Below are 20,781 nucleotides of genomic sequence, written 5' to 3' on the forward strand. Positions count from 1 at the left end.
TACCAACTAAAAGAGCGCTCAAGCAGAGCGCTCTTTTAGTATCTGGGGTTCTTTCATTTGTTGTTGCTGTCTTTCTTGCTCTCGAAGCATCGCCTCGATAAACGTCATGAAGCCATTAAGGTTGTTACTGTTCCACATGCGTTTAACTTCAACATTTTGCTTTCCGATAAATGACTTAAACCTGCCATAGCTACCCGGTTCAAAACTATCAAAACACTTTTTAGCCATGCTGTGTACTAGCCCATTCGCCTTAGCACATTCAATAAAAATAGCTGAATAATTGCTAATCAAAGGGTATAGGTAAACATAGACTTCAGACTCTTCGGGGCTTGCTTCACGAATTTTTTGAATACGAAATTTCGCAAAGTCTTCATTTTTCTTGGCTATCATCGCCATAGAGTCTACGAGAACTTTGGATTCTTTTTTCACGGTCGATAATTCTCGACGCAAGTTTACCAACTGGTTTTGTAAGCTTTCTGCTCTAAAGTAAAAATACACACTGGTAATAACGAAAATAGCAATTACTGCAAGAAAGAAAATCATAACATTCCTAAGTCTTAAATTGAGTATACTCCGCGCGGGTAGATTCGCTTAATCTAGATAAGAAAATATAGGGGTCTATATCTTGAACGCCAGGCGAGTCGAAAGCATAGCTAATTTTTACAGAAAAATCGCCTAAATTCGCGAAAAATCTCGCTTGTAATGCTTTCGATAGTAACATTAGCTTAGATTGTAACTCTGACAATTGTTGGTGAGGGCAAAGTATGAGGTATTCTCCATCATTTATGAGGCCTACACAATCAAATTCCCCCGCTTGTTCGTTAATCAGCAATGCCATAGTTTTGGCGACTTCATCGATGGTTTTTTTGTTAAACTGAAAGGTCATTTCCTGCCAGTTATCGATCGACAAATAACCTATGGCTAACGGAAATTCATACTTCCGTGCCATTTTGAAATTGTGTTGATACAAGTACTTGGTTTGCGACGGGCTCGCTACTGCGTCGGTACGTTGATCTACTTCATCCATCTTTTTAGTCATTTCCAGCGAACGACTACGTAACCAAAAATATATCAGTGCACTACCTAATACGCTGGCCAATGCAACTAGGCCAAAAATAAGTTGCTTTTGACCTTGATATTTTTGCCCATAATATTGCCTCAAATCACTCGCTTCGGCTAAATCTAATGCCAACTGACGGCTTTTGTCATTGCTTTGGTCACTATTACGCAAAGGCGACGTATAAACTATATTTGTACGCTGTTTTAGTAAAAAATCGATGTATTGCGATTGTACTAAGAATGCTTTTTGATAGTCCCCTCTGCCAGCGTATAGTGATGAAAGCATTGAAAATAATGAGATCTGCTTTGCTGTGAGTTCTGTGTTTTCAGCGATCGCCATGGCTCTAAGTAAATAAGTTTGATATTCGTCTTCTAACGACAACGCGAGACTATTCTTAGCCAGTGTAATCAGAGTATCTAAATACGGCTTTGATAAGTTTTCAACCGAGAACAAAGCTTCCGCCTGCACAAGTTCCTGTTGTGCTTCTTGATAATTGTTCATGCGGTGCAGCACCTGTCCTAGTCCTAAGTGTGCGTAGGCAAGCCGAATGGGTGCATCAGCAAGTTCTGCGTATTTTTTTGCTTCCCAATAGCCGTTATATGCATCCTCAAGTCGGTCCGACATAAGGTACGTAGTTGCCAGACTATAATAAGTTTTTTCGACGTTTTGCTTCATATTGAGGTCATAGCGCAACTTGAGCACGCGATTGTACAAAGTGATCGCTGAGTCGAAGTCCTCTAAATAAAATCGAGACAATGCTAAAATTTCGATAACTTCAATGTGTTCCGAAAATTCTTGATGTGCCTTTAATAAGTCGTCCACTTCTTGCAAGTCGGCAAAAGCTAACGCATGCTCGCCAACCAATGCGTTAGTCATAGCTCGATAACTAAGGGCAAGTAGACGATAAAGTGCACTATCTAGCTCTCTGGAAAGCGCCACCGCTTCTATCGATAGTTGCTTTGCTTGATGAAATTTACCTTGAGCGTAATGCCCTTGAACTATTTTTAACTTTAGATTTAGTACAAGTTCAGGCGAAATATCTTCAATCGTTAAGCCGTCTTGCGCAAATTGCATGGCTTTGGCTAACGCACCTTTGTTGATAGCGGTATCGGCCAACAAGATAAACATTTTGGCGATCGTGTTCTTGTCATAATACTGTCGGTTAGCAATTACAGCAGTCGCTAGTTCAACTACACCATCGTAGGGCAGCATTTCTTTGTTCATCGTGTAATATTTATCAACATGCGCAGTATTATGGCTAATGTCTTCGACAATATTAGCTTGTGACGCTGCTGCATAGACTAAATGAGCAATCAAAACACACTGGATTAGTTTGCGGCTAATCATCCGATTAAATGAATCGTGATTTTCAGACAGCACGGCCACTCCATAACGATGAACGACAAATAAATTCGACCACTAGGCTATGCATAATACTGAAATTAATCAAGCAAATACAAAAAAGGTTTACATTAAGATATTTATACCTATAATGATTATCAGAGCCGCTAAAGCTCGAAAAGGGCAAAACTAGTGAAAACTAGTGACGCAAAGTTACCGGTCTAAGGGGAAACCTACGACAGCGGAACTACCGAATTTAGATATAGTGGGGGCTTATCTATACTTGGTCATACTGCTGACTAATTTCCCACGGTAATCTTTGCGTGCCTTCTCTTTTTTTCATAGATCCTATCTATTAATTCTTTTTGTCTACCAATAGTCAATTAGCTATGCAATAGTACTTTTCTATTGCCGTTACACTAATCATGCAACAGCTGTTTCAATCTTGAGCGTTGCGCCTGCTTATTTATCCACTCATACTGTTTCCACATTACATGACGGCTGTTGTTGCCACAGTTCAATTAGGATTTATTATGAAATACAGGAAGTTTGGTCATTCAGGTCTATACACGAGTATCTTATCAGTTGGAGGGTGGAAAAACTTTGGCATTCGATTGAATGAAAAAGAAACCGATAGCATTATTCGATACGCTGTCGACAATGGTGTCACCACATTCGATACTGCCGATGTCTATGGTCCGGCCGAAGCCGCTATGGGTAAAGTGTTTAGCCAGCTAAACCGCGACAATCTGGTTATCTGTACCAAGTGCTACTGGCCTATGAGCGACAACGTAAATGATCGTGGACTATCGCGGAAACACATACGAGCGTCAGTCACAAATAGCTTGAAACAATTACAAACTAACTACATCGATATTTTTCTTTGTCACCGCTATGACAACAATACACCTCTGCAAGAAACGATTAGAACATTCAATGACTTGATTCGAGAAGGCAAGATTCTTTATTGGGGTACAAGTGCATGGACGGCTGAGCAACTCATAGCAGCCTACGATATTTGTGAGCGCATGGGCTACGAACCGCCAATTTTGGAGCAGGCAGAATATTCACTTTTAGAGCGTGCCTACGTCGAAAAACACCTGTCACCGCTTGTTGAATCCAAGGGGTTAGGGTTAATGTGTTGGAGCCCATTGGCGTCGGGCATTCTCGCAGGAAAAAACTTAACAAACCAGATTCCCTCCTCTTCACTCATAGGCAATTACAGTCAACAAATGCGAGATAAATATCATAATACGGCCAACCTCGAAAAGGCCAAGCAGTTACAAGTGTTGAGTATGGAAGCAGACGTACCAATGGCCACTTTGGCGTTGTCGTGGCTGATATCGCGAAATATTGTAAGCAACATTGCGATTGGCGTCTCATCATTGGAGCAAATACAAAGCAACATCGTTGCCTGTCAATATGAGCTGCCAGCAGATCTTACGTACGCCGTTGAAGAAATTTTCATCGCTTAAAATGGGAAAGTTGCGCGATTACCAATCGCGCTATTTAACCAACACAACTCATGTTCGCGTGGTTAGTTCAAATTCAACCCATTGTGTTGATGCAATATATCGTCGATAAATTGCATAAACTTCCTAACGTGAGGCTGACGTGAAGAAGCCTCACGTACAACCAGCCAGATATTGACTAGCTGATTAGTATTGGGTAACGCTACAGGAACATACTCATTGAGTTGACGTGCGACATAATCCGGCATAAACCCAGTGCCAATTCCTGCCTGCATTGCTGCTAAGGCTTCAGAAAAATCTGAAACCCTTAGAGCTTCGTGCCAATTACCTACATTTTGAATCAATTTGTTGGGGAGAAAGTCGGCATCTCTTATGTGCCAGCCAATGAAAGGGATGGGCACCTGTAAATCAATTTCCATATCTTTGTGCCGGTAAAGACTAATTCTTGTCGACGCTAGTCGTTTGACTACCAAGGCGCCTTTTTCAGGGCGGGAAAAACGAATCGCCAAATCCCAATCTTCACTGACCAAATCCACGAGTTGCATCGCAGTATCAATTTCGATCATCACATTAGCGTTGTCTCGATAAAATTCTTGTAAATGAGGCAGCACAATAAACCTTGCGATATCAGCAACAATAGAGCAACGAATAATCTTGGGTGAACTTGAATTGTAATGTCGAATTGATTGGATAATATCCGTTAGATTACTATCTAACGTTTTACAATGCTCAGCGAGTTGTCGACCTTCCTCTGTCAGAACAATACCATCGGGGTGTCTTCTAAAAAGTGAAATGTTCAATACTAGTTCAAGCTTCTCCATACGCCTGCTTAACGTTGACGTACTGACACTCAAGGCGCCAGCCGCCTTACGCATCTTACCATGTTCAGCTAATACCATATAACTATACAGCAAATCCCAATACTGACCTTGTTGGTTGTATCCATGCATATAAATCTTCCTTGAGCCATCTTCACAGCAAATTAGAAATTATTAAACTCATTTGCTACTAGAGCGTGTTGATCTTTGAGGTACAAATTTTTGTTCAACTTGAGCGTGCTTTGATCGCGGCGCTCGGTTTGTAGCATAGTTGTTCTACGTAAAAATCGAGCAACAATGAGCAAAGCGCGCTCAATTGAACCCTTCGGGCAGCGCCCGTTTGGCATTTATACTGTGTTATCGCCTTACTGGAGGAGAATAACTACACGACGAAGGCTCTGCCTAGTCTAAATGCCAAACTGTCAGCTGCAAAAATGAACAGCAAAGGTCAACACGCTCTAATAAAAATAAATAAATTATCACTCATGTGTCGCCGGAGCATAGTCTTACTGAAAACCGAGCATACATGAGAATCATTACAGGAAATATCATGAAATTATCCGTTTTTGAACGTGAATTAAATGCGTTACTTTCACCAAACAGGATCAAAGACTTTTGTCCCAATGGTCTTCAAATAGAAGGCAAAGGCACGATCAATAAAGTAGTAACAGGGGTAACGGCAACGCAATCACTTATAGAAGCCGCAATTGCGCGCGAGGCTGATGCTTTGGTCGTACATCATGGTTATTTTTGGAAAAACGAATCATATGTTATTCGTGGCATGAAGTATCAACGTATAAAAGCGTTGATTGATAACGGCATCAGCTTGTTTGCTTATCATTTGCCTTTAGATATACATGAAGAACTTGGCAACAATGTACAATTGGCAAGACGATTAAACATTGGTGATATTAACCCACTGGAAATAGGTAATGAGCTCTGTGTGTCTTTGCAAGGAAGTTTCGCTAAAGCGCTGACAGGCGATGAACTTAAAACCAAAATCGACTCAGTACTTGCAAGAGAGTGTTTACACATAGCGCCACCATCTAATAAGTCAATCAAGACCGTTGCATGGTGTACCGGTGGTGGACAAGGTTATATCGATTTGGCGGCAGAACAGGGCATTGACGCATTTATTACTGGTGAAGCGTCTGAACAAACAACGCATGTAGCCAGAGAAATGGATATTCATTTTTTTGCAGCGGGTCATCACGCTACGGAACGATATGGGGCGATGGCTTTAGCGGAATATATCAATGAAAATTTGGGCGTTTCAGCCGAGTTTGTTGATATTGACAATCCTGTGTAAAAGCCTAGAAATTCTTCAAATTTAGCTCCAAAGAACATGCCAATTAATTAATCTGTATAGCCCTAATTAATATCAATTAGGGCTTTTAGATACTGTCTTTAAGAGCAATTCTTTACATCAATTCTCTAAATTAATCCTTTATACCAAGCCTTTGAACCACTGCACGATTCGACCCAAAGTTTCATACCAAGCATTTGTTGTTTGTTGCAATTCTTTAGCATTTGGCACGTAGTAGCCCCATGCTTTAGGTTGATGCATACCTCTTACCCAGTTGCCTGCAGGAGCAGGATGTACAGTAACGCCTTGGCGTTCAAAATAGGTGACTGAGCGAGGCATATGATCGGCATTGGTTATAAGCACAACGTTTGTCCCTCTAACGCGGGGCGCGATTAATTGTGCTTCTTCTTCGGTATCTTTAGGAAATACTTCGACAATCACTTTATGAGGTTCGACACCTAAATCCACCAGAGCTTGTTTCACCGTCTCAGCATTTGACTTAGGCTGACTAAATGCCGCACCGGATGTGAGTATCATCGCCTCAGGGTGCATCTGATATATGCGTAATGCTTCAGCCATTCGTTGTAATGAACAAACATTCAATTGACTTGTGGCGGGTAACATATCGTCGTTAACGTGGCCGCATCCTAAAACTACAATGTAATCTACCGGTTTACTAGAACGCGAAAACGCCTCATAGTTTGCTTCTATCGGTTGCATTAATCGATCAGAAACGGGGGCCAGTGAAGAGAGCAATAACAATATCGTGGCACTCACAAAGCAAACCGTGCTCTTAACATGATTACTTCGCTGAAATAGCAGGCCAAAGATCATTAACAGGAGAATAAGGTTAATTGGCATTAACATGACACCAATTATTTTTTTTAGCGTGAATAAATCCATAATTTTCAAACTATTGAGAATGACCTATATACAATAACATGCTGAGGGTGAGAAACGAATGATTGTCACTAATTTATGGAGCGATTGTGCGAGAATTTTCGTTATCTATTAACAACAAAAAAGGGCAATGACTGAACATGTGTCATTGCCCTTTACGTTTATTAAACGATAATTTAAACGTTCGCTATTAGAACTTATATGTTGCTTGTGCGTATGTGAATCGACCTTGACCGCTATGCACGTTTACCGCAAACCCCATAAAATCGTGGAAAGCAAACGGAGGTTCTTCGTTAAATAAATTAGTAGCACCAACGGTTAGCACAACATTTTCAATGCCGAAATAATTGAATGAAGCGTCAACTGTGGTCATTGAATCAACTTTACCTTTTGTTGGATCTTTTTGCTCAAAATCGTCGATATAATTGATGGCCATAGTAGCGCTGTAATCATCTTTCGTCCAATCAACAGAAGTTGTCCAGCGGATTTCAGGTTGCTCAAAACCACCTTCTTTTGTGTTTTTGTAATCTTCAAAATCAAGCACGTAATTCATCACATAACCAAATTTGAATTGACCATAATCAGTTTCAAGGTTATAACGAACATCCACATCTAAACCTGACGTTTCTAAATCACCGATATTAATAAATTTATCGTTAATCTGGACAACTTCACCAGGGTCATTTGCGATATTTGTTGCTCTACGTACGACTACATCAGGATTTAATCCTTCTTCATCAAATAACGCTTGAGTATCGGCATCAATAATATTTTCAATATCGTAATTGTAGTAATCTATCGAGAAGCTCAAATCATTCGTGACGTTATAGATAACGCCTAGGTTATAGCTTTTTGATTCTTCTGGGCCTAGATCAGGGTTACCTTCAAATATCGCGGTATACTCTTGAGGGCTACAAGAATTATCAGCGCCATTTGTTAATTGACAACGGTTATTATCTACAAGGTTTGGTGATTCATCGGTACGACCAAGACCTAACTGATGCAACGACGGCGCACGGAATGCAGTACCATACGAGCCACGCAAGCTTAAATCATCTGTTGGCGTCCATAAAAAAGATACTTTAGGGTCTGTGGTTGTTCCAAAGTCACTATAATCTTCATGGCGAACAGCAAATTGCATTTCAAAATTATCGAGTACAGGTATCGCAAGTTCAGCGAAAATCGAAGTGTTATCGCGAGAACCGTTTGCTTGCGTGGCTTCTGTACCGAAAATATCACCACGAAGATACTGGTCATCCGGGTTATCAAGGATTGTTTCTTCACGGTATTCAGCACCAACCGCTAACATTAAGTCACCGTTGGACATTTCCATTAATGGACCTGACACTTTAAAATCAAGTGACTTATTGGTTGATTTACCTACACGTGTGGTAGTGGTTTCAATGTAATCTAGCGATTCTTGACTGTTCATTGACGGCTCGAACGGATTCCAAAGTCCAGAGTCAATCGCTTCTTGAATACGGCGAGAGTTAGGGAAACCGTCTACACCACGCTCAGTTGATTCACTTTTGATATAACTGTACGCTGCTTCCCAACTCCAATCTTTGATTTCCCCTTGCATACCCAAGATTACACGGTAATAGTCCGAATCAACACGCTTTTCACGGTTGCCAATGTCTACAGTACGGCGGCGCATAGTTAAATCTTGCTGATAAAACGCATGAGTTGGCATATCGGCAAATGGATGGTTTGGATTATCGCCTGACATAAATAGCTCGTTAAAACTAGGGCTACCAGCACCACGAACAATAGATTTAGCATTTTGGCCGTTTAACTCGGCAAATGCTCGCATGGTGTCATTAATTTCGTATTTACCCATATAGTTCCAGCTAAAGCGTTCTGCATCTGGAATCATCGTCATATGAGGTGCATAATCGTAACGACAGTTGCTGCCAACTTGGTTGCCTTCATCATCGAGAATTGGTGTTATATCCTCCGATGGACAACTATCATTGCCAAATGTATCAGCAATTCGGCCGGTACCATCAGCTAGCATGATTGAGCCAGGAATACCGGATGTTGAGCGGAAATCAGTTGCGTTGGCATTGCCAGTTCTTGCCTGCTGATTTGCGGTCCTTGAATAACTACGATCGGCATATAACACTTCTTCGCGGTCAAAATATTCTAAGATGAATGTGTGGCTAGTTTTGTCTGTCTTGTCGCCAAATACAAGGCTAAAGCTTTGCTCGTCGCCACCGCCATCGGCCGTTGAACCGACTTTACCTGTTAATTCCACGCCTTCAACGTCATCACGCAAAATAACATTGATTACACCAGCAACCGCGTCTGAACCGTATGTTGCAGATGCACCATCTTTTAAAATGTCTACACGCTTAATGGCTGAAAGTGGGATATTGTTAATGTCGACGAACGCTGTGTCTATACCTTTAGCAAAAGGGCTTACAGATACACGACGACCGTTAACTAAAATTAAGGTTGAATCAGCACCTAAACCGCGTAAAGAAACAGATGAGCCACCATTAGCGGTATCATCACTGCTATTTGCCTGTGTTGAGAATGTACCTTGGCCTGAAATCGGTAACTTTGTAAATAAACTAATGAGGTCAGTTACACCTGATTTTTGAATATCTTCTTGTGAAATTGAAGCGACTGGCGATGGGCCTTCCATACTCGTGCGCTTAATGTGAGAACCTGTAATTTCTATACGTTCTATTTGCTCTTCTGCGGCGAATGATTGGCTGCTCACAGTTGAGAGCAGGGCAGCCGAAATACTTAGCGCAAGAGAGGTCTTTCTTATGAGAGGTTTTGTCATTTTGAATTTCCTTTTAATTTATTGTTATCGTTGTCAAATCCTATTGACCAGAGATATTAACAAATTGCCAAAATCCGGCAGTTGACCACATAACATCCTGTCGCTCTAGGTAATACATGACGCGCTTTAGTTTGTATCAAAAAAATTTATCAATAGATAGAGGCAGTTAACTAATGAAGTGTCAAAAGTAGAGGTGATTTCGTAGTGGGTTGTAAAGTTTTTCTGTATCTTATTGTATTTATTGATTATTTGTTGAAATTGATAAAGTGTATCAATTTATGAGTCTTAGTATTCTACAGAGCGACTAAGTTTTCTTTAATTAGCCGTCTAAAAGTCTGTTGCATTTTATTGCGCGTTCATGTCTAATAATACCGTTGTATTTAGACTATTTACTCAATTTTGTCAGTGTTAAAACTGCCATAGGGCGTAAATAAAAAGGTTAAATACACACCAGAAGAGGTGCGATAGCCAGGTAGATAATGCAAAGAGCCACAACTCTAATGCGCATTGTTGAGGGGGACTATCGCCGAGAACAGCCATGTAATGTGGGCAGGGCTGTTCGGTCGCTAGGGCTGAATCCTTAGGGCTGTCACCAATTGGTGGAGAGCTTCTGGCAGGAAATGTTTGCTAATCTCATTAATATTTTTCTGTTCAGTCACGCTCTTCCTTTAATGTTGTACCAGCTTAAATAAGATAAATGCTAAGTTGGTTTGCTAGGGAGACTATGTATGTCTAATGTTACCGTGATAACCTATCACCAAATCGTTTACCCTTGTGCGGGGAGAAACAATGCCTAATTCTAACTTTACTGTAGCCAAATTTGGTGGCACTAGCTTAGCTGATTTTGAAGCGATGTCGCGCTGCGCGAATATTATCGCCAATCATAACGAGAATCGCGTTGTCGTTGTATCAGCCAGTGCTGGCGTTACAAATTATTTAGTGAGATTAAGCCAACAAAACGTTCCTGAAAGCGAACAAGCTGAAATTATTGAGTCCATTAGAAAGATTCAGCTAAATATCTTAGGCAAACTAACTGATGTTAGCGAACTTTATAATGATATTGATGCATTGTTAAGTGAGTTGGCGGCCTATGCTAATGCACAATCTTTAAATCACAGCACACGTATTGCCGATGCTATTTTGTCATTCGGTGAGCAAATGAGCTCGAGAATATTTGTTCGTGTATTACATGCGTTAGGCGTGGATGCTGAATATTTTGACGTTAGACAGGTCATGTTAACTAACAGTTTGTATGGCAAAGCGGAAGTCAATATTGAGCAATTGCGTTTGCGTTGTGAAGCACTGTTAAAATCAAAACTTGCCAGCAAGGTAATTGTAACGCAAGGTTTTATCGGTCAAGACGCTGCTGAAAATACCACAACCCTTGGACGAGGTGGCTCAGACTACAGCGCGGCATTACTTGCTGAAGCGCTCGGCGCCAGTGATTTATCCATTTGGACAGATGTCGTCGGTATTTTTACGACAGACCCTAGAATTACCGATCAGGCACGCGCAATTCGTGAAATTAGTTTTGGCGAAGCAGCTGAAATGGCAACATTTGGTGCTAAAATTTTACATCCAGCTACGTTATTACCTGCGATGCGTCAAAACATTCCGGTGTTTGTTGGTTCAAGTAAAGAGCCTGAAAAAGGCGGAACTAGCATTCAGCAGTTTGTTGATTCAAAACCCACTTACCGTTCTATTGCATTGCGTCGTGAGCAAACCCTAGTTACAGTAAAAAGTCCAGCAATGTTACACGCCAGTGGCTTTTTAGCTAAAGTGTTTTCGATTTTAGCGAAACATGAGCTTAGTGTAGATTTAATAACGACCAGTGAAATTAGCGTCGCGTTAACGTTTGATAACCCTACAGGTTCTACACAGGCATTAATCACCAGTACAGTGGTACAAGAGTTGGAACAGCTTTGTGAAGTATCAGTTGAACATGGCCTGTCGTTAGTCGCGGTAATTGGTAATAACATTCATCAAACGAAAGGCGTTGGTGCAAAGTTATTCGACAATATTATCAATCACAATATTCGCATGATATGCCATGGTGCCAGCGAGCACAATTTGTGCTTTCTTGTACCTGAAGGTGATGCCAATCAAGTCGTGGAAAAACTACATTCAACCTTATTTGTATAGCGCTGAACCGGACAAAGGTTTATTTCACTTGGTATAAAATGAAAAACGCTACAATCAGTAGCGTTTTTTCTATGAATTTTCGCTGTTTGAACTATTCGTAAGCTAAAGGATCGGTTGCGTTGTTGTCTCTGAAAGCTTCTAGCCTTTCCTGACAGGCGCCACACTTACCACACGCTTTTTCACGACCATTGTAACATGTCCATGTGTTGCTATAGTTGAGCCCCATTTTTAATCCGTCAGTTAAGATATCCGTTTTGCTGACATTTAAATAAGGACTGAATATCTCTACGGGTTCGTAGTTAGCAATTTGACAGACATCGTTCATCTTCAAGACGAATTCTGGACGGCAATCCGGATAAATAGCGTGATCGCCAGAATGCGCACCGTAATAAACCTGACTCGCACCAACAGAAACAGCATATCCTACGGCAAGTGACAATAAAATCATGTTCCGATTAGGCACTACGGTTGATTTCATGTTTTCCGCTTCGTAATGACCTTCAGGGATTTCAATGTCGTCGGTGAGCGATGAACCAGCAAGTAGCTGATTTATTGCAGAAATGTCGATAACTTTATGTTGAACATCTAGTTCCTGACAAACGGCGCTGGCACATTTAAGTTCTTTGACATGCTTTTGACCATAATCAAATGATAACGCATAAACTTCTTTGCCATCTTTAATCGCACGATTAAGTACCGTGAATGAATCCATACCACCAGAATATATCACAACTACTTTATTACTCATTTCTTTCATTCTCTCACTTTATCTAACGTGCCGATAAAACACTAGCTTGCATAACACTTTGGTTAACGACTAAGATCATTTATAATGCGCTGGCATTTTGGGACTTAGTCGAGTATTTCATCTAAAATCTCTCAAAAGGGTGCGCATTCTACTCCAATTAACCTTAGCATTAAAGTATGACGACAAGTTACAAGATTAACGAGATTTTCGAAACCATTCAGGGCGAGGGGGCTTTTACTGGCCAACCTTCTATTTTTATCCGTTTGCAGGGTTGTCCTGTGGGGTGTTCATGGTGTGATACAAAACATACCTGGGAGATTAATCTCGATGACAAAGTGTCGACTGACACTATGTTTAACAAAGCGAGTGAGAATGCGCTATGGGCTAATATGACTGTGGCCGAAATTATCGCATTGTTTTCTGAAAAGGGATTTAAGGCAAAACATGTGGTGATCACTGGCGGAGAACCTGCAATGGTGGATTTAAAACCTTTGTGTGAGGCATTAGAAGAAGAAGGTTATAGCTGTCAGTTAGAAACGTCTGGAACTTTTGAAATCAAAGTGAGCGATAAATGTTGGGTTACGGTTTCACCTAAAGTAAATATGAAAGGTGGCTACGAGATTTTATCAACGGCAATGCACAGAGCCAATGAGATAAAGCACCCTGTGGCGACAGAACAACATGTCGACGATCTAAGAACATTATTGACCCAACATGACGTTTGGCAAAAGCAAGTCTACCTTCAACCAATTAGCCAAAAACAACGGGCAACGGAACTCGCAATTCGTACTTGCATTGAAAATAATTGGCGACTGTCTATTCAAGTACACAAATACATTGGTATTGAATAAATCGTTAATTCAAATCAAATATCAACGTAGTCGAAACGCCGAATGCATAGTGCACTATGTATACGGCGTTTTACCCACAGTTACTGGCAAGGTAATTGAAATAGTTACTCCTTGTGGGGCGTGATGATTCTGTGCAAGGATTTTTCCTTTGTGATAGTCGGTAATTAACCGCGCAATGTACAACCCTAGTCCCAAATGCGGTTGCTGATCCATTGAACTTTCTCTTATCGACACCATAGAATCGAAAAGTCGTTCATGCATTTGCTCTGGAAGCAAAATGCCATTGTTGCTAATGTGAATCGCCACATGATTACTTTGAACTTGGGTTGAAACTGTAACGGTGTTATCGCTACTAAACTCCACCGCATTGGCGATGACTTTGTCTAGGAGTTGTGCGATGTGTTCTGGTGACCCTTTTAACGTGAGTGACTTATTTGGTTCTGTGTAGTCGAATTTGATTGCAGGAAACACCTGCTGATATCCTTGAATACAACCCGACAGTACCTGATTGAGGTTAAATTCTATCGCCTCTGTTGAGCGCAGCATTTGTTCAATGCGTGTCGCCTCACTCATATTTGTTAAGATGGTATTTAATCGCTTAATCCCTGTTTGTGCTCGTTCAATATATGGCTCACTTTCTTTGGGAAGTTTAGTCATCGACAGGTTTTCAAGTGAAGTGCGTACCACGGCAACAGGTGTTCTTAATTCATGCGATAATCGAGACGACATATTTTCAAGATAGTGATTATATTGGCTGAGTCGATTAACAACCTGCGCAAAGCTGCGTGACAAATCACCAATTTCATCGTTTGCCCTAGATGCACTTATCGGGGCTTTGATCCGGCCGTGTTCATCAATCGCTTTTTCTGCTTGATTCCGTAATGTTCTTATTCGGTGAGATATACGAGATGCAAACACTAAGAAGACGATTGCACCAATTAATAAAATCGCCAAAATAGCCGAAAATAGTTTTTCTAGTGCCTTGTTTCGTAATGTTCTAATACCATTAGTTGTTTCTTCAACAATAACCGCGCCATGCACTTGATCATTAATATAAATTGGGTAAGCGGCTGACAGAACTACGGCCTTTTGATCATCTGTCAATCGCCATTGAGATTGCGGCGTTCCAGCTAAAGCCGCATCTATATGTTTACCCGTTAGGTTTTGCGCGTCATATAGTTTATCAATGAATGACTTCGGCGGTTTGGACAAAAACTTATAGTAAATTGGAATGAGCCACTCTTGCTCAATATGATGCCACCAGGCGCTATTGTCATTTGGTAACGCTGAACGTTGCCACACACCACCGGCTTTGGTGAGATCTCCTGCGCTCGCTAATACACGGCTATGCTGGTCAACTACCCAGATGCTGGAGTTGGTATGGCTCATTCCCTTTACAATACGCTCGATTTCAGGAGAGGGGACTAAAATAGTGCCCAAAGTGGCCTCTTGCGAAGGGTCGGCAGAGCCTATACTAGACGTGATTTCACCACTTAGCTCCTCAACGTCATGAATTGCAAATGCTATCTTATCGCCAATTCGATTAAGCGGGATCCGAAGTTCTATGTTGTATCCTTGGTTTGTTGTGAGCCATTGCCCTTGAATGTGTGGCGCGACTTCGGGAAAACGACCACTTAGGTTGGTTGTTCGATAAGCATCGAGCCAGCCAGGTTGTTTATTGCTGACAATAAAGCGGTTAAAGGTACCATCAGGTTCAACCAGACCAATTTCCAGATGATCATTTCTATCTATGCTAAGGCTGTTTTTTTCGCGATAAATTACTTGGTTGTCAACAACACTGAAAAATAAATATAAATACTTGTCATATTTTCCGATAGTAGCCGTGAAACTATGGTTGTCTTCTTGCGCAGGATTTGAGTGGTAGATTAAGTGCTCACGATCATACAAATGAATGCGGCTATCGTAATTCGGCCAATCATTGGATAGGCCATCTAACTGGATTGCCTGTTTTAGTTTGTAACCATAAAGATCTTTGCCTTTGTGTACACTTGGTAAAAAGCTTGCCTGATTGTCGAACAAGTTAGGGCGCTCGTGAAGTGCGGTAGCAAGCGCACGTGCGGTACCTAAAATCGTTTGTTCTTGTCCGTAACGTAAGTACTTTTCCATTTCCCAGACGTATTGATAACCAAACCATGGAATTGTGAACAAAAAGCCGGATAGTAAGAATAACTTGCTTCTTAGGCCAAATCTTAAACTCATTAGGATTCGAGCACCTGATTCCAGCGATAACCCATGCCATAGACGGTTTCAATGCAGTCGAAGTTCGGATCAATCTTAATGAATTTTTTTCTTATCCGCTTTACGTGTGACGTAATCGTGCTGTCATCCACATAAATTTTAGACTCTTGCATTAACTGCTGACGATTTTTTACAAAACCGGGATTCTTCGCTAGTGCGTGAACCATCCAAAATTCGGTAATAGTCAAATCAATAGTTTTGTCTTGCCAGCATATCGTTAAACGCTGACTATCAATCGTTAATGGCCCATTAATGACAACGTGTTCATTCTTCGAAGGTTTGTTCATTGCGTCTTGACGCCTAAACAGAGCTGCAATACGCGCGGTTAGATGCGGTAAGCTAATATCTTTAGTTAAGTAGTCATCTGCGCCAATACGCAGACCAGACACTGTGTCGACATCATTATCGCGAGCGGTTAGAAATATAATCGGCAGCGTAGGTGACATTTGCCTAAGCCACTGACAAAGCGCAAAGCCACCATCGTATTCATGCTCCAAACCTATATCTAAAATAGCGAGGTTCGGCAATTGTAGATTAAAAGCGGCTTGCGCTGATTCACGGTTAGCATAGGTTTGTACTTGGTAACCTTGTTTTCGTAATACGTCGGCATAGTTTTCACGAATGGCTGCTTCATCTTCAACAATTGCAATACGTTTGGTCATAAATCTAAATAATTACCTTATAGATGAGTGTATGGCTGCACTATAACGAAAATTTCCAAGATTGGTATGCTTTTATGCAAATTGCCATATTGTTGCCATTATTGCTCATGACATTGCCATTTTTTATCCCAATGAATGTCTTTTTTTATTGTTTTAATTAACCCCATCAAACAGCTAGCGTCGTTTTTGTCTAGCACACCAATTACATTTGAAAGGGTATAAACATGAACAAATCATTTAAAACTTTAACTACCGCAGCATTTATTTCGGCGACACTTGTAGCAGCACCTGTAATGGCGAATGAAAAAACGCAACGTGAACAAGCAACAAAGAATGAAGAAATTGGCTTCGGTGCTGGCATGGTAATAGGCGCCATCGTTGCAGGTCCAGTGGGTGCCTTCTTTACCGGCATAGCAGGTAACTTTATTGCCAAACACATTAATGTGCTTGATGAACGTGACAATCTTGAGGTGGCACTTTCTGAACAGAAAACGATGACAGACCAGGAAATTGCACAATATCAGCAAAAGCTTGAGCAATCAGAAATGGCATATGAACAACATCTGTATGCTATGGAGAAAAATTACAAGCAATCTGCACAATTACAAGCTGAAAACTTGATGATGAGCTTGCAGTTTTCAACTGGATCGAGCGAGATTAAACCACATTATCTTGAGCAGATTTCAGCACTGGCTAACATGTTAAAGCAAACACCAACGCTAAATCTAGATTTATCCGGATACACCGACTTACAAGGCAACGACGAGATTAACGAAAAGCTTTCCATGGCACGTGTTACTTCGGTGAAAAATGCGTTGGTACAACAAGGAATTGATTCAGAACGTATCAGTGTTACAGCTTTTGGCGCTAATGCGCCGGTTGTAGCTAACGCTCAAAACAAAGTGAGCTTTTATGACCGTCGAGTGGTTATTAAACTACGCCAAGACGAATCGACCATGGCAAGAAACTAATTCCCCCGTCAAATGAAACTAGTAATGTTTAGTAAATAGAAATAAGGAGGTCAATTACCTGTAAATTAACTATCAACCCTACTTATTGTTAATGGTTTGCCGATGTCATGAATGTTCGACATCGGCTTTTTTATATACAGGAAGTATGGTATGTCGCGGTGCCATGGCCCTTCGATTACTCGTCCCTCGCACTCAGGACGCGCGGAAATACAAAAGAGCGACGATGTACAGGAACTACGGTAAGTCGCGGTGCTATGAATAGCAAAGAGTGGCGATGTACCGCCTAGGTGTGATCCCGAGCATGCGAAGAAAAATGTTTGTTGCTAATGAGAGGGTTGCTCGAGTTTCTAGCGGGTAAATATTGACTTGCGTGGTACTTTGTATAACGCTAACTTACTAAAATCTTTATTGTTACGGAAATCTAAGTGCTCAAAAGAAAATTCATAGTAGGCGCGTCGCTTATATTATCGTTAGATTTTTCGACTCTGGTATTGGCTCACGACTTTAGTCAGCCAAACATTACAATAGTAAAAACGGAACATCGGCATAATAGCTATGCCCACTATTTAGGAAATGAGGGATTGTTGTTAGTTGATGGTCAGCATAAAATTTTGTTCGACCCATTTTTTCATAAAGATTTCAATCAATATCAATCGGTTCCTAAGGACATCATCGATAAGATTCATCGCGGCCAGTCGCCATATGACAATATTTCTGCGATATTCATTAGCCATGCACATGATGATCATTTCACAGCTAAAACGGTAGCGGAATATTTGGCAAACTTCCCTCATGTAAAACTTATTGCACCGCAACAAGCTATTGATAAATTGTCACCATTTTTTGAGCAGATCAATCAAGAAAATTTAATCGCAGTTAATTTAGCGTTTGGTGATGCCGCTTGGCATAAACAACTCAACGGGCTCAACATTGGCGCAGTACGTATCCCTCACGCTGGTTGGCCAGGCAGAGCTGATGTACAAAACATTGTTTTCCGTGTGTCTTTTGAGCAGGGGTCAACAGTGATGCATATGGGGGATGCAGATCCAAATGACGAACATTACATACCATATCGAGCTTATTGGCAGGAAGTAATAACCGATACTGCCTTTCCTCCATATTGGTTTTTCTATTCAGCTGAAGGGCGAGATATTCTCAATGAACTTATTAATGCCAAGTCGCATATAGGCATCCATGTGCCGGTAAATGTCCCCAATGTTTTAAAAAATAATCAAGATCAGTATTTCTCAATACCAGGTAGCGAAAAGCAATTACGTTAATTTGACACGCATATAATATTTTGACACGCATACAATAAAGTACAGTGGTTGCTCTAGCCCAATTTACGTTTGAATGGTGGTAGCGAGTCAAGTAAATCTTTGCCATATCGTTTAGTCATGAGTCGTTTATCTAATATGGTAATGGTGCCATGATCTTTCTCATTTCTTAATAAACGACCTGTTGCTTGAATAAGCTTCTTAGATGTTTCAGGTACAGACAAAGACATAAAGGGGTTGCCACCTTTAGCTGTGATGTATTCCGACTGCGCTTCTTCAACGGGCGATGTAGGTACCGAAAAAGGCAATTTGGTGATTATCAAGTTTGTTAAATACTTACCTGGAAGATCAAGACCTTCAGAAAAACTTTGGGTACCAAATAATGTACTTGGTTTATCGTTGTCACAACGCTTTTTGTGATTGTCGATTATGTGCTGGCGTGATTGTTCTCCCTGAACTTGTATTTGTAACTTGTGCTTTTCACGCAATGTCTTAGCCACTTGCTCCATTTGCCAATAGGATGAAAAAAGTACTAATGTCGCTTTATCTTGGGCGATGAGTTCAGGTAGCACTTTTATTAATTCGTCAGTAAATTGTGGTTGGCTGGGTTCATTAATCAAACTGGGGATACGCAACACGGCATTGTTTTGGTAATCAAATGGCGAATTTACTGCTTGATATTGCGTTCCATCATTACTTTGTAAGCCAACTTGACGTCTGAAATGATCAAACGAATTAAGCGCTCTAACTGTTGCAGAACACAGTACCGCACCCTCACATTTTGACCACAACATATCTTCCAGTGCAAATCCGACTTCGATGGGGGAGGCACTTAAAAGGTAATCTTGTCTTTTGCCGCTTACATACTCAACCCATCTCGCTAACGGTGCCCCTTTGTCACTGTCAGTCTTTGCGTACATTGTCCACAAGGCATTAAAGTTTTCGAGTCGTTGGATTAAAAAACCAAGCTCAGCGAGTTGAGCTTCGGCCAAATACATGGCAATATCGCCGTCTTTTACCGATTCAATTAATTGATTATAAAGCTTATTGGTGTGGTTTAAGCACTTTTTGCTCAGTTCAGCGAGGTCTTCTGCCCATTGCTTCAATGTAGTAGGAATGAGGCCATTTTCAAAACGAAACAGCGCTTCTTTATCATTGTTCAATGCTTCGGAAAAATAGCCAGTTTTGTTATTTTCGAAAAATGTGACAACTTTTTGCATGTCTACCAGTAGTTCTTGACAATCATCGCCCAATTTTAGCGCTGGTGAAATACTTGATTGTGATTTGATCAGGTTTGACACCTTATCGCCACTTTCTTTTAGTTTATTTAGCCAATCTATGGCACCTTTCAACATAACACTCGCGCTAGAGTGGTCGCGTGTGACTTTCGGCAAGTGGTGAGCTTCGTCAATAATATAAAATGTATCTTCCGGTTCGGGGAGGATTTTTCCTCCACCTAGCTCAAGATCTGCCAGCAACAAACTATGATTAACTACCAATACGTCAGCTTCGGCCATTGTTTCTCTGGCTTTATGAAACGGACAATGTGAATGTTCAGACAAATGCTTGAGGCAACTATGCTTGTCGCATTGAATTTGTTGCCAAATGTGATGTGGAATGGTGTCAGACCATGAATCAACATCACCTTGCCATCGGCCTTCTTTCAACGCCAGATGCAGTTGTTTTAGTAATTTAATATCGTATTCGCTAGGTTTTTCAGCAAAAGTAAACCCTGCCTGAGGCTCGTCTGAAGGACTAGCCGCCATTTGCAATTTGTGTTGGCAAACATAGCGATTTCTGCCTTTAGCTAAGGTGTATTTAAACTGAATGCCACCTTGTTCCTGCAGAAAGGGAAGGTCTTTGTCTACTAACTGTTCCTGTAAAGCAACGGTTGCTGTTGAAATACAAACCTTTTTTTGTCTAGAAAGTGCAAGCGGAATTGCACCTAAAGAATAGGCGAGCGATTTACCCGTACCAGTGCCAGCTTCAATAACAATTATTTTGCGTGTTTTGTCGTACTCACCTGCGAGTGTTTTGGCGATTTCTGCAATGAGAAAGGTTTGTTGTTTTCTCGGATTAAAATTGGGCAGGCTTTCTCCAATATGCTTATACGATGTTCTAATGACTTGTTTTATATTATCGTTTAGCATCTGTCGGGCCGACCTTTTTGTTTTTTTCAT

Annotated in this window: 15 protein-coding genes and 2 riboswitches; of the genes, 6 read left to right on the forward strand and 9 right to left on the reverse strand. The window is 41.0% G+C overall.

Going from position 1 to position 20,781, the window contains the following annotated elements; genetic code table 11:
- Positions 1-18 precede the first annotated feature (18 nt).
- Together ACSLUK_RS03575 and ACSLUK_RS03580 are read right to left on the reverse strand one after the other, a co-directional pair.
- Positions 19-543 carry a hypothetical protein gene (locus ACSLUK_RS03575; RefSeq protein ID WP_448547140.1) on the reverse strand — a complete coding sequence of 175 codons (525 nt, stop codon included), beginning with the start codon at positions 541-543 and terminating at the stop codon, positions 19-21.
- Positions 544-550: 7 nt separating this feature from the next.
- Positions 551-2,440: a tetratricopeptide repeat protein gene (locus ACSLUK_RS03580; protein ID WP_448547141.1), complete on the reverse strand. Its 1,890-nt coding sequence runs from the start codon at positions 2,438-2,440 to the stop codon at positions 551-553.
- 133 nt (positions 2,441-2,573) lie between these two features.
- A riboswitch (cyclic di-GMP riboswitch) is annotated at positions 2,574-2,656 on the forward strand.
- 278 nt (positions 2,657-2,934) lie between these two features.
- Between ACSLUK_RS03580 and ACSLUK_RS03585 the strand changes: the two genes are divergently transcribed.
- Positions 2,935-3,876 carry an aldo/keto reductase gene (locus ACSLUK_RS03585; protein WP_448547142.1) on the forward strand — a complete coding sequence of 314 codons (942 nt, stop codon included), beginning with the start codon at positions 2,935-2,937 and terminating at the stop codon, positions 3,874-3,876.
- A 62-nt stretch (positions 3,877-3,938) separates the two neighbouring features.
- Here the strand turns inward: ACSLUK_RS03585 and ACSLUK_RS03590 are convergent, their stop codons facing one another.
- The gene (locus ACSLUK_RS03590) at positions 3,939-4,823 is read right to left on the reverse strand and encodes a LysR family transcriptional regulator (protein WP_448547143.1); all 885 of its coding nucleotides are present in this window, start codon (positions 4,821-4,823) and stop codon (positions 3,939-3,941) included.
- A 418-nt stretch (positions 4,824-5,241) separates the two neighbouring features.
- Here ACSLUK_RS03590 and ACSLUK_RS03595 point away from each other — a divergent pair, with 418 nt between their 5' ends.
- The gene (locus tag ACSLUK_RS03595) at positions 5,242-6,000 is read left to right on the forward strand and encodes a Nif3-like dinuclear metal center hexameric protein (RefSeq protein ID WP_448547144.1); all 759 of its coding nucleotides are present in this window, start codon (positions 5,242-5,244) and stop codon (positions 5,998-6,000) included.
- Between the two features lie 138 nt (positions 6,001-6,138).
- On the opposite strand, the gene ACSLUK_RS03600 is transcribed toward ACSLUK_RS03595, so the two are convergent.
- Together ACSLUK_RS03600 and ACSLUK_RS03605 are read right to left on the reverse strand one after the other, a co-directional pair.
- Positions 6,139-6,900, reverse strand: coding sequence for an ElyC/SanA/YdcF family protein (locus ACSLUK_RS03600; protein ID WP_448547145.1), 762 nt, complete (start codon positions 6,898-6,900; stop codon positions 6,139-6,141).
- A 187-nt stretch (positions 6,901-7,087) separates the two neighbouring features.
- The gene (locus ACSLUK_RS03605; RefSeq protein ID WP_448547146.1) at positions 7,088-9,691 is read right to left on the reverse strand and encodes a TonB-dependent receptor plug domain-containing protein; all 2,604 of its coding nucleotides are present in this window, start codon (positions 9,689-9,691) and stop codon (positions 7,088-7,090) included.
- A gap of 446 nt (positions 9,692-10,137) precedes the next feature.
- A riboswitch (Lysine riboswitch) is annotated at positions 10,138-10,309 on the forward strand.
- Positions 10,310-10,480: 171 nt separating this feature from the next.
- Between ACSLUK_RS03605 and lysC the strand changes: the two genes are divergently transcribed.
- On the forward strand, positions 10,481-11,833 hold the full coding sequence (gene lysC, locus ACSLUK_RS03610) for a lysine-sensitive aspartokinase 3 (RefSeq protein WP_448547147.1): 1,353 nt from the start codon (positions 10,481-10,483) through the stop codon (positions 11,831-11,833).
- 91 nt (positions 11,834-11,924) lie between these two features.
- Here lysC and queC read toward each other — a convergent pair whose 3' ends face one another.
- On the reverse strand, positions 11,925-12,581 hold the full coding sequence (gene queC / locus ACSLUK_RS03615) for a 7-cyano-7-deazaguanine synthase QueC (protein ID WP_448547148.1): 657 nt from the start codon (positions 12,579-12,581) through the stop codon (positions 11,925-11,927).
- A 176-nt stretch (positions 12,582-12,757) separates the two neighbouring features.
- Here queC and queE point away from each other — a divergent pair, with 176 nt between their 5' ends.
- Entirely contained in the window at positions 12,758-13,432 is a 675-nt protein-coding gene (gene queE / locus ACSLUK_RS03620; RefSeq protein WP_448547149.1) for a 7-carboxy-7-deazaguanine synthase QueE, read from the forward strand.
- 54 nt (positions 13,433-13,486) lie between these two features.
- Here the strand turns inward: queE and pdsS are convergent, their stop codons facing one another.
- Entirely contained in the window at positions 13,487-15,652 is a 2,166-nt protein-coding gene (gene pdsS / locus ACSLUK_RS03625) for a proteobacterial dedicated sortase system histidine kinase (protein WP_448547150.1), read from the reverse strand.
- A complete protein-coding gene (gene pdsR / locus ACSLUK_RS03630; RefSeq protein WP_448547151.1) occupies positions 15,652-16,353 on the reverse strand; it encodes a proteobacterial dedicated sortase system response regulator in 702 nt (233 codons plus the stop codon). The genes pdsS and pdsR overlap by 1 nt, the downstream gene beginning before the upstream one ends.
- A gap of 224 nt (positions 16,354-16,577) precedes the next feature.
- Between pdsR and pdsO the strand changes: the two genes are divergently transcribed.
- Both pdsO and ACSLUK_RS03640 read left to right on the forward strand, forming a co-directional pair.
- The gene (gene pdsO, locus ACSLUK_RS03635; protein WP_448547152.1) at positions 16,578-17,324 is read left to right on the forward strand and encodes a sortase-associated OmpA-like protein PdsO; all 747 of its coding nucleotides are present in this window, start codon (positions 16,578-16,580) and stop codon (positions 17,322-17,324) included.
- A gap of 425 nt (positions 17,325-17,749) precedes the next feature.
- Positions 17,750-18,604: an MBL fold metallo-hydrolase gene (locus tag ACSLUK_RS03640; protein WP_448547153.1), complete on the forward strand. Its 855-nt coding sequence runs from the start codon at positions 17,750-17,752 to the stop codon at positions 18,602-18,604.
- A 53-nt stretch (positions 18,605-18,657) separates the two neighbouring features.
- Here the strand turns inward: ACSLUK_RS03640 and dinG are convergent, their stop codons facing one another.
- Positions 18,658-20,751 carry an ATP-dependent DNA helicase DinG gene (gene dinG / locus ACSLUK_RS03645; protein ID WP_448547154.1) on the reverse strand — a complete coding sequence of 698 codons (2,094 nt, stop codon included), beginning with the start codon at positions 20,749-20,751 and terminating at the stop codon, positions 18,658-18,660.
- Positions 20,752-20,781 lie beyond the last annotated feature (30 nt).

The organism is Thalassotalea fusca (genome assembly GCF_053485835.1).

Bases quoted from the DNA above. Each gene is read 5' to 3' on its own strand.
- ACSLUK_RS03605 (WP_448547146.1), bottom strand. From the start codon at position 9,691: ATGACAAAACCTCTCATAAGAAAGACCTCTCTTGCGCTAAGTATTTCG.
- pdsR (WP_448547151.1), bottom strand. From the start codon at position 16,353: ATGACCAAACGTATTGCAATTGTTGAAGATGAAGCAGCCATTCGTGAA.
- queC (WP_448547148.1), bottom strand. From the start codon at position 12,581: ATGAGTAATAAAGTAGTTGTGATATATTCTGGTGGTATGGATTCATTC.
- queE (WP_448547149.1), top strand. From the start codon at position 12,758: ATGACGACAAGTTACAAGATTAACGAGATTTTCGAAACCATTCAGGGC.
- pdsS (WP_448547150.1), bottom strand. From the start codon at position 15,652: ATGAGTTTAAGATTTGGCCTAAGAAGCAAGTTATTCTTACTATCCGGC.
- pdsO (WP_448547152.1), top strand. From the start codon at position 16,578: ATGAACAAATCATTTAAAACTTTAACTACCGCAGCATTTATTTCGGCG.
- ACSLUK_RS03595 (WP_448547144.1), top strand. From the start codon at position 5,242: ATGAAATTATCCGTTTTTGAACGTGAATTAAATGCGTTACTTTCACCA.
- ACSLUK_RS03600 (WP_448547145.1), bottom strand. From the start codon at position 6,900: ATGGATTTATTCACGCTAAAAAAAATAATTGGTGTCATGTTAATGCCA.
- ACSLUK_RS03585 (WP_448547142.1), top strand. From the start codon at position 2,935: ATGAAATACAGGAAGTTTGGTCATTCAGGTCTATACACGAGTATCTTA.
- dinG (WP_448547154.1), bottom strand. From the start codon at position 20,751: ATGCTAAACGATAATATAAAACAAGTCATTAGAACATCGTATAAGCAT.
- lysC (WP_448547147.1), top strand. From the start codon at position 10,481: ATGCCTAATTCTAACTTTACTGTAGCCAAATTTGGTGGCACTAGCTTA.
- ACSLUK_RS03590 (WP_448547143.1), bottom strand. From the start codon at position 4,823: ATGCATGGATACAACCAACAAGGTCAGTATTGGGATTTGCTGTATAGT.
- ACSLUK_RS03575 (WP_448547140.1), bottom strand. From the start codon at position 543: ATGATTTTCTTTCTTGCAGTAATTGCTATTTTCGTTATTACCAGTGTG.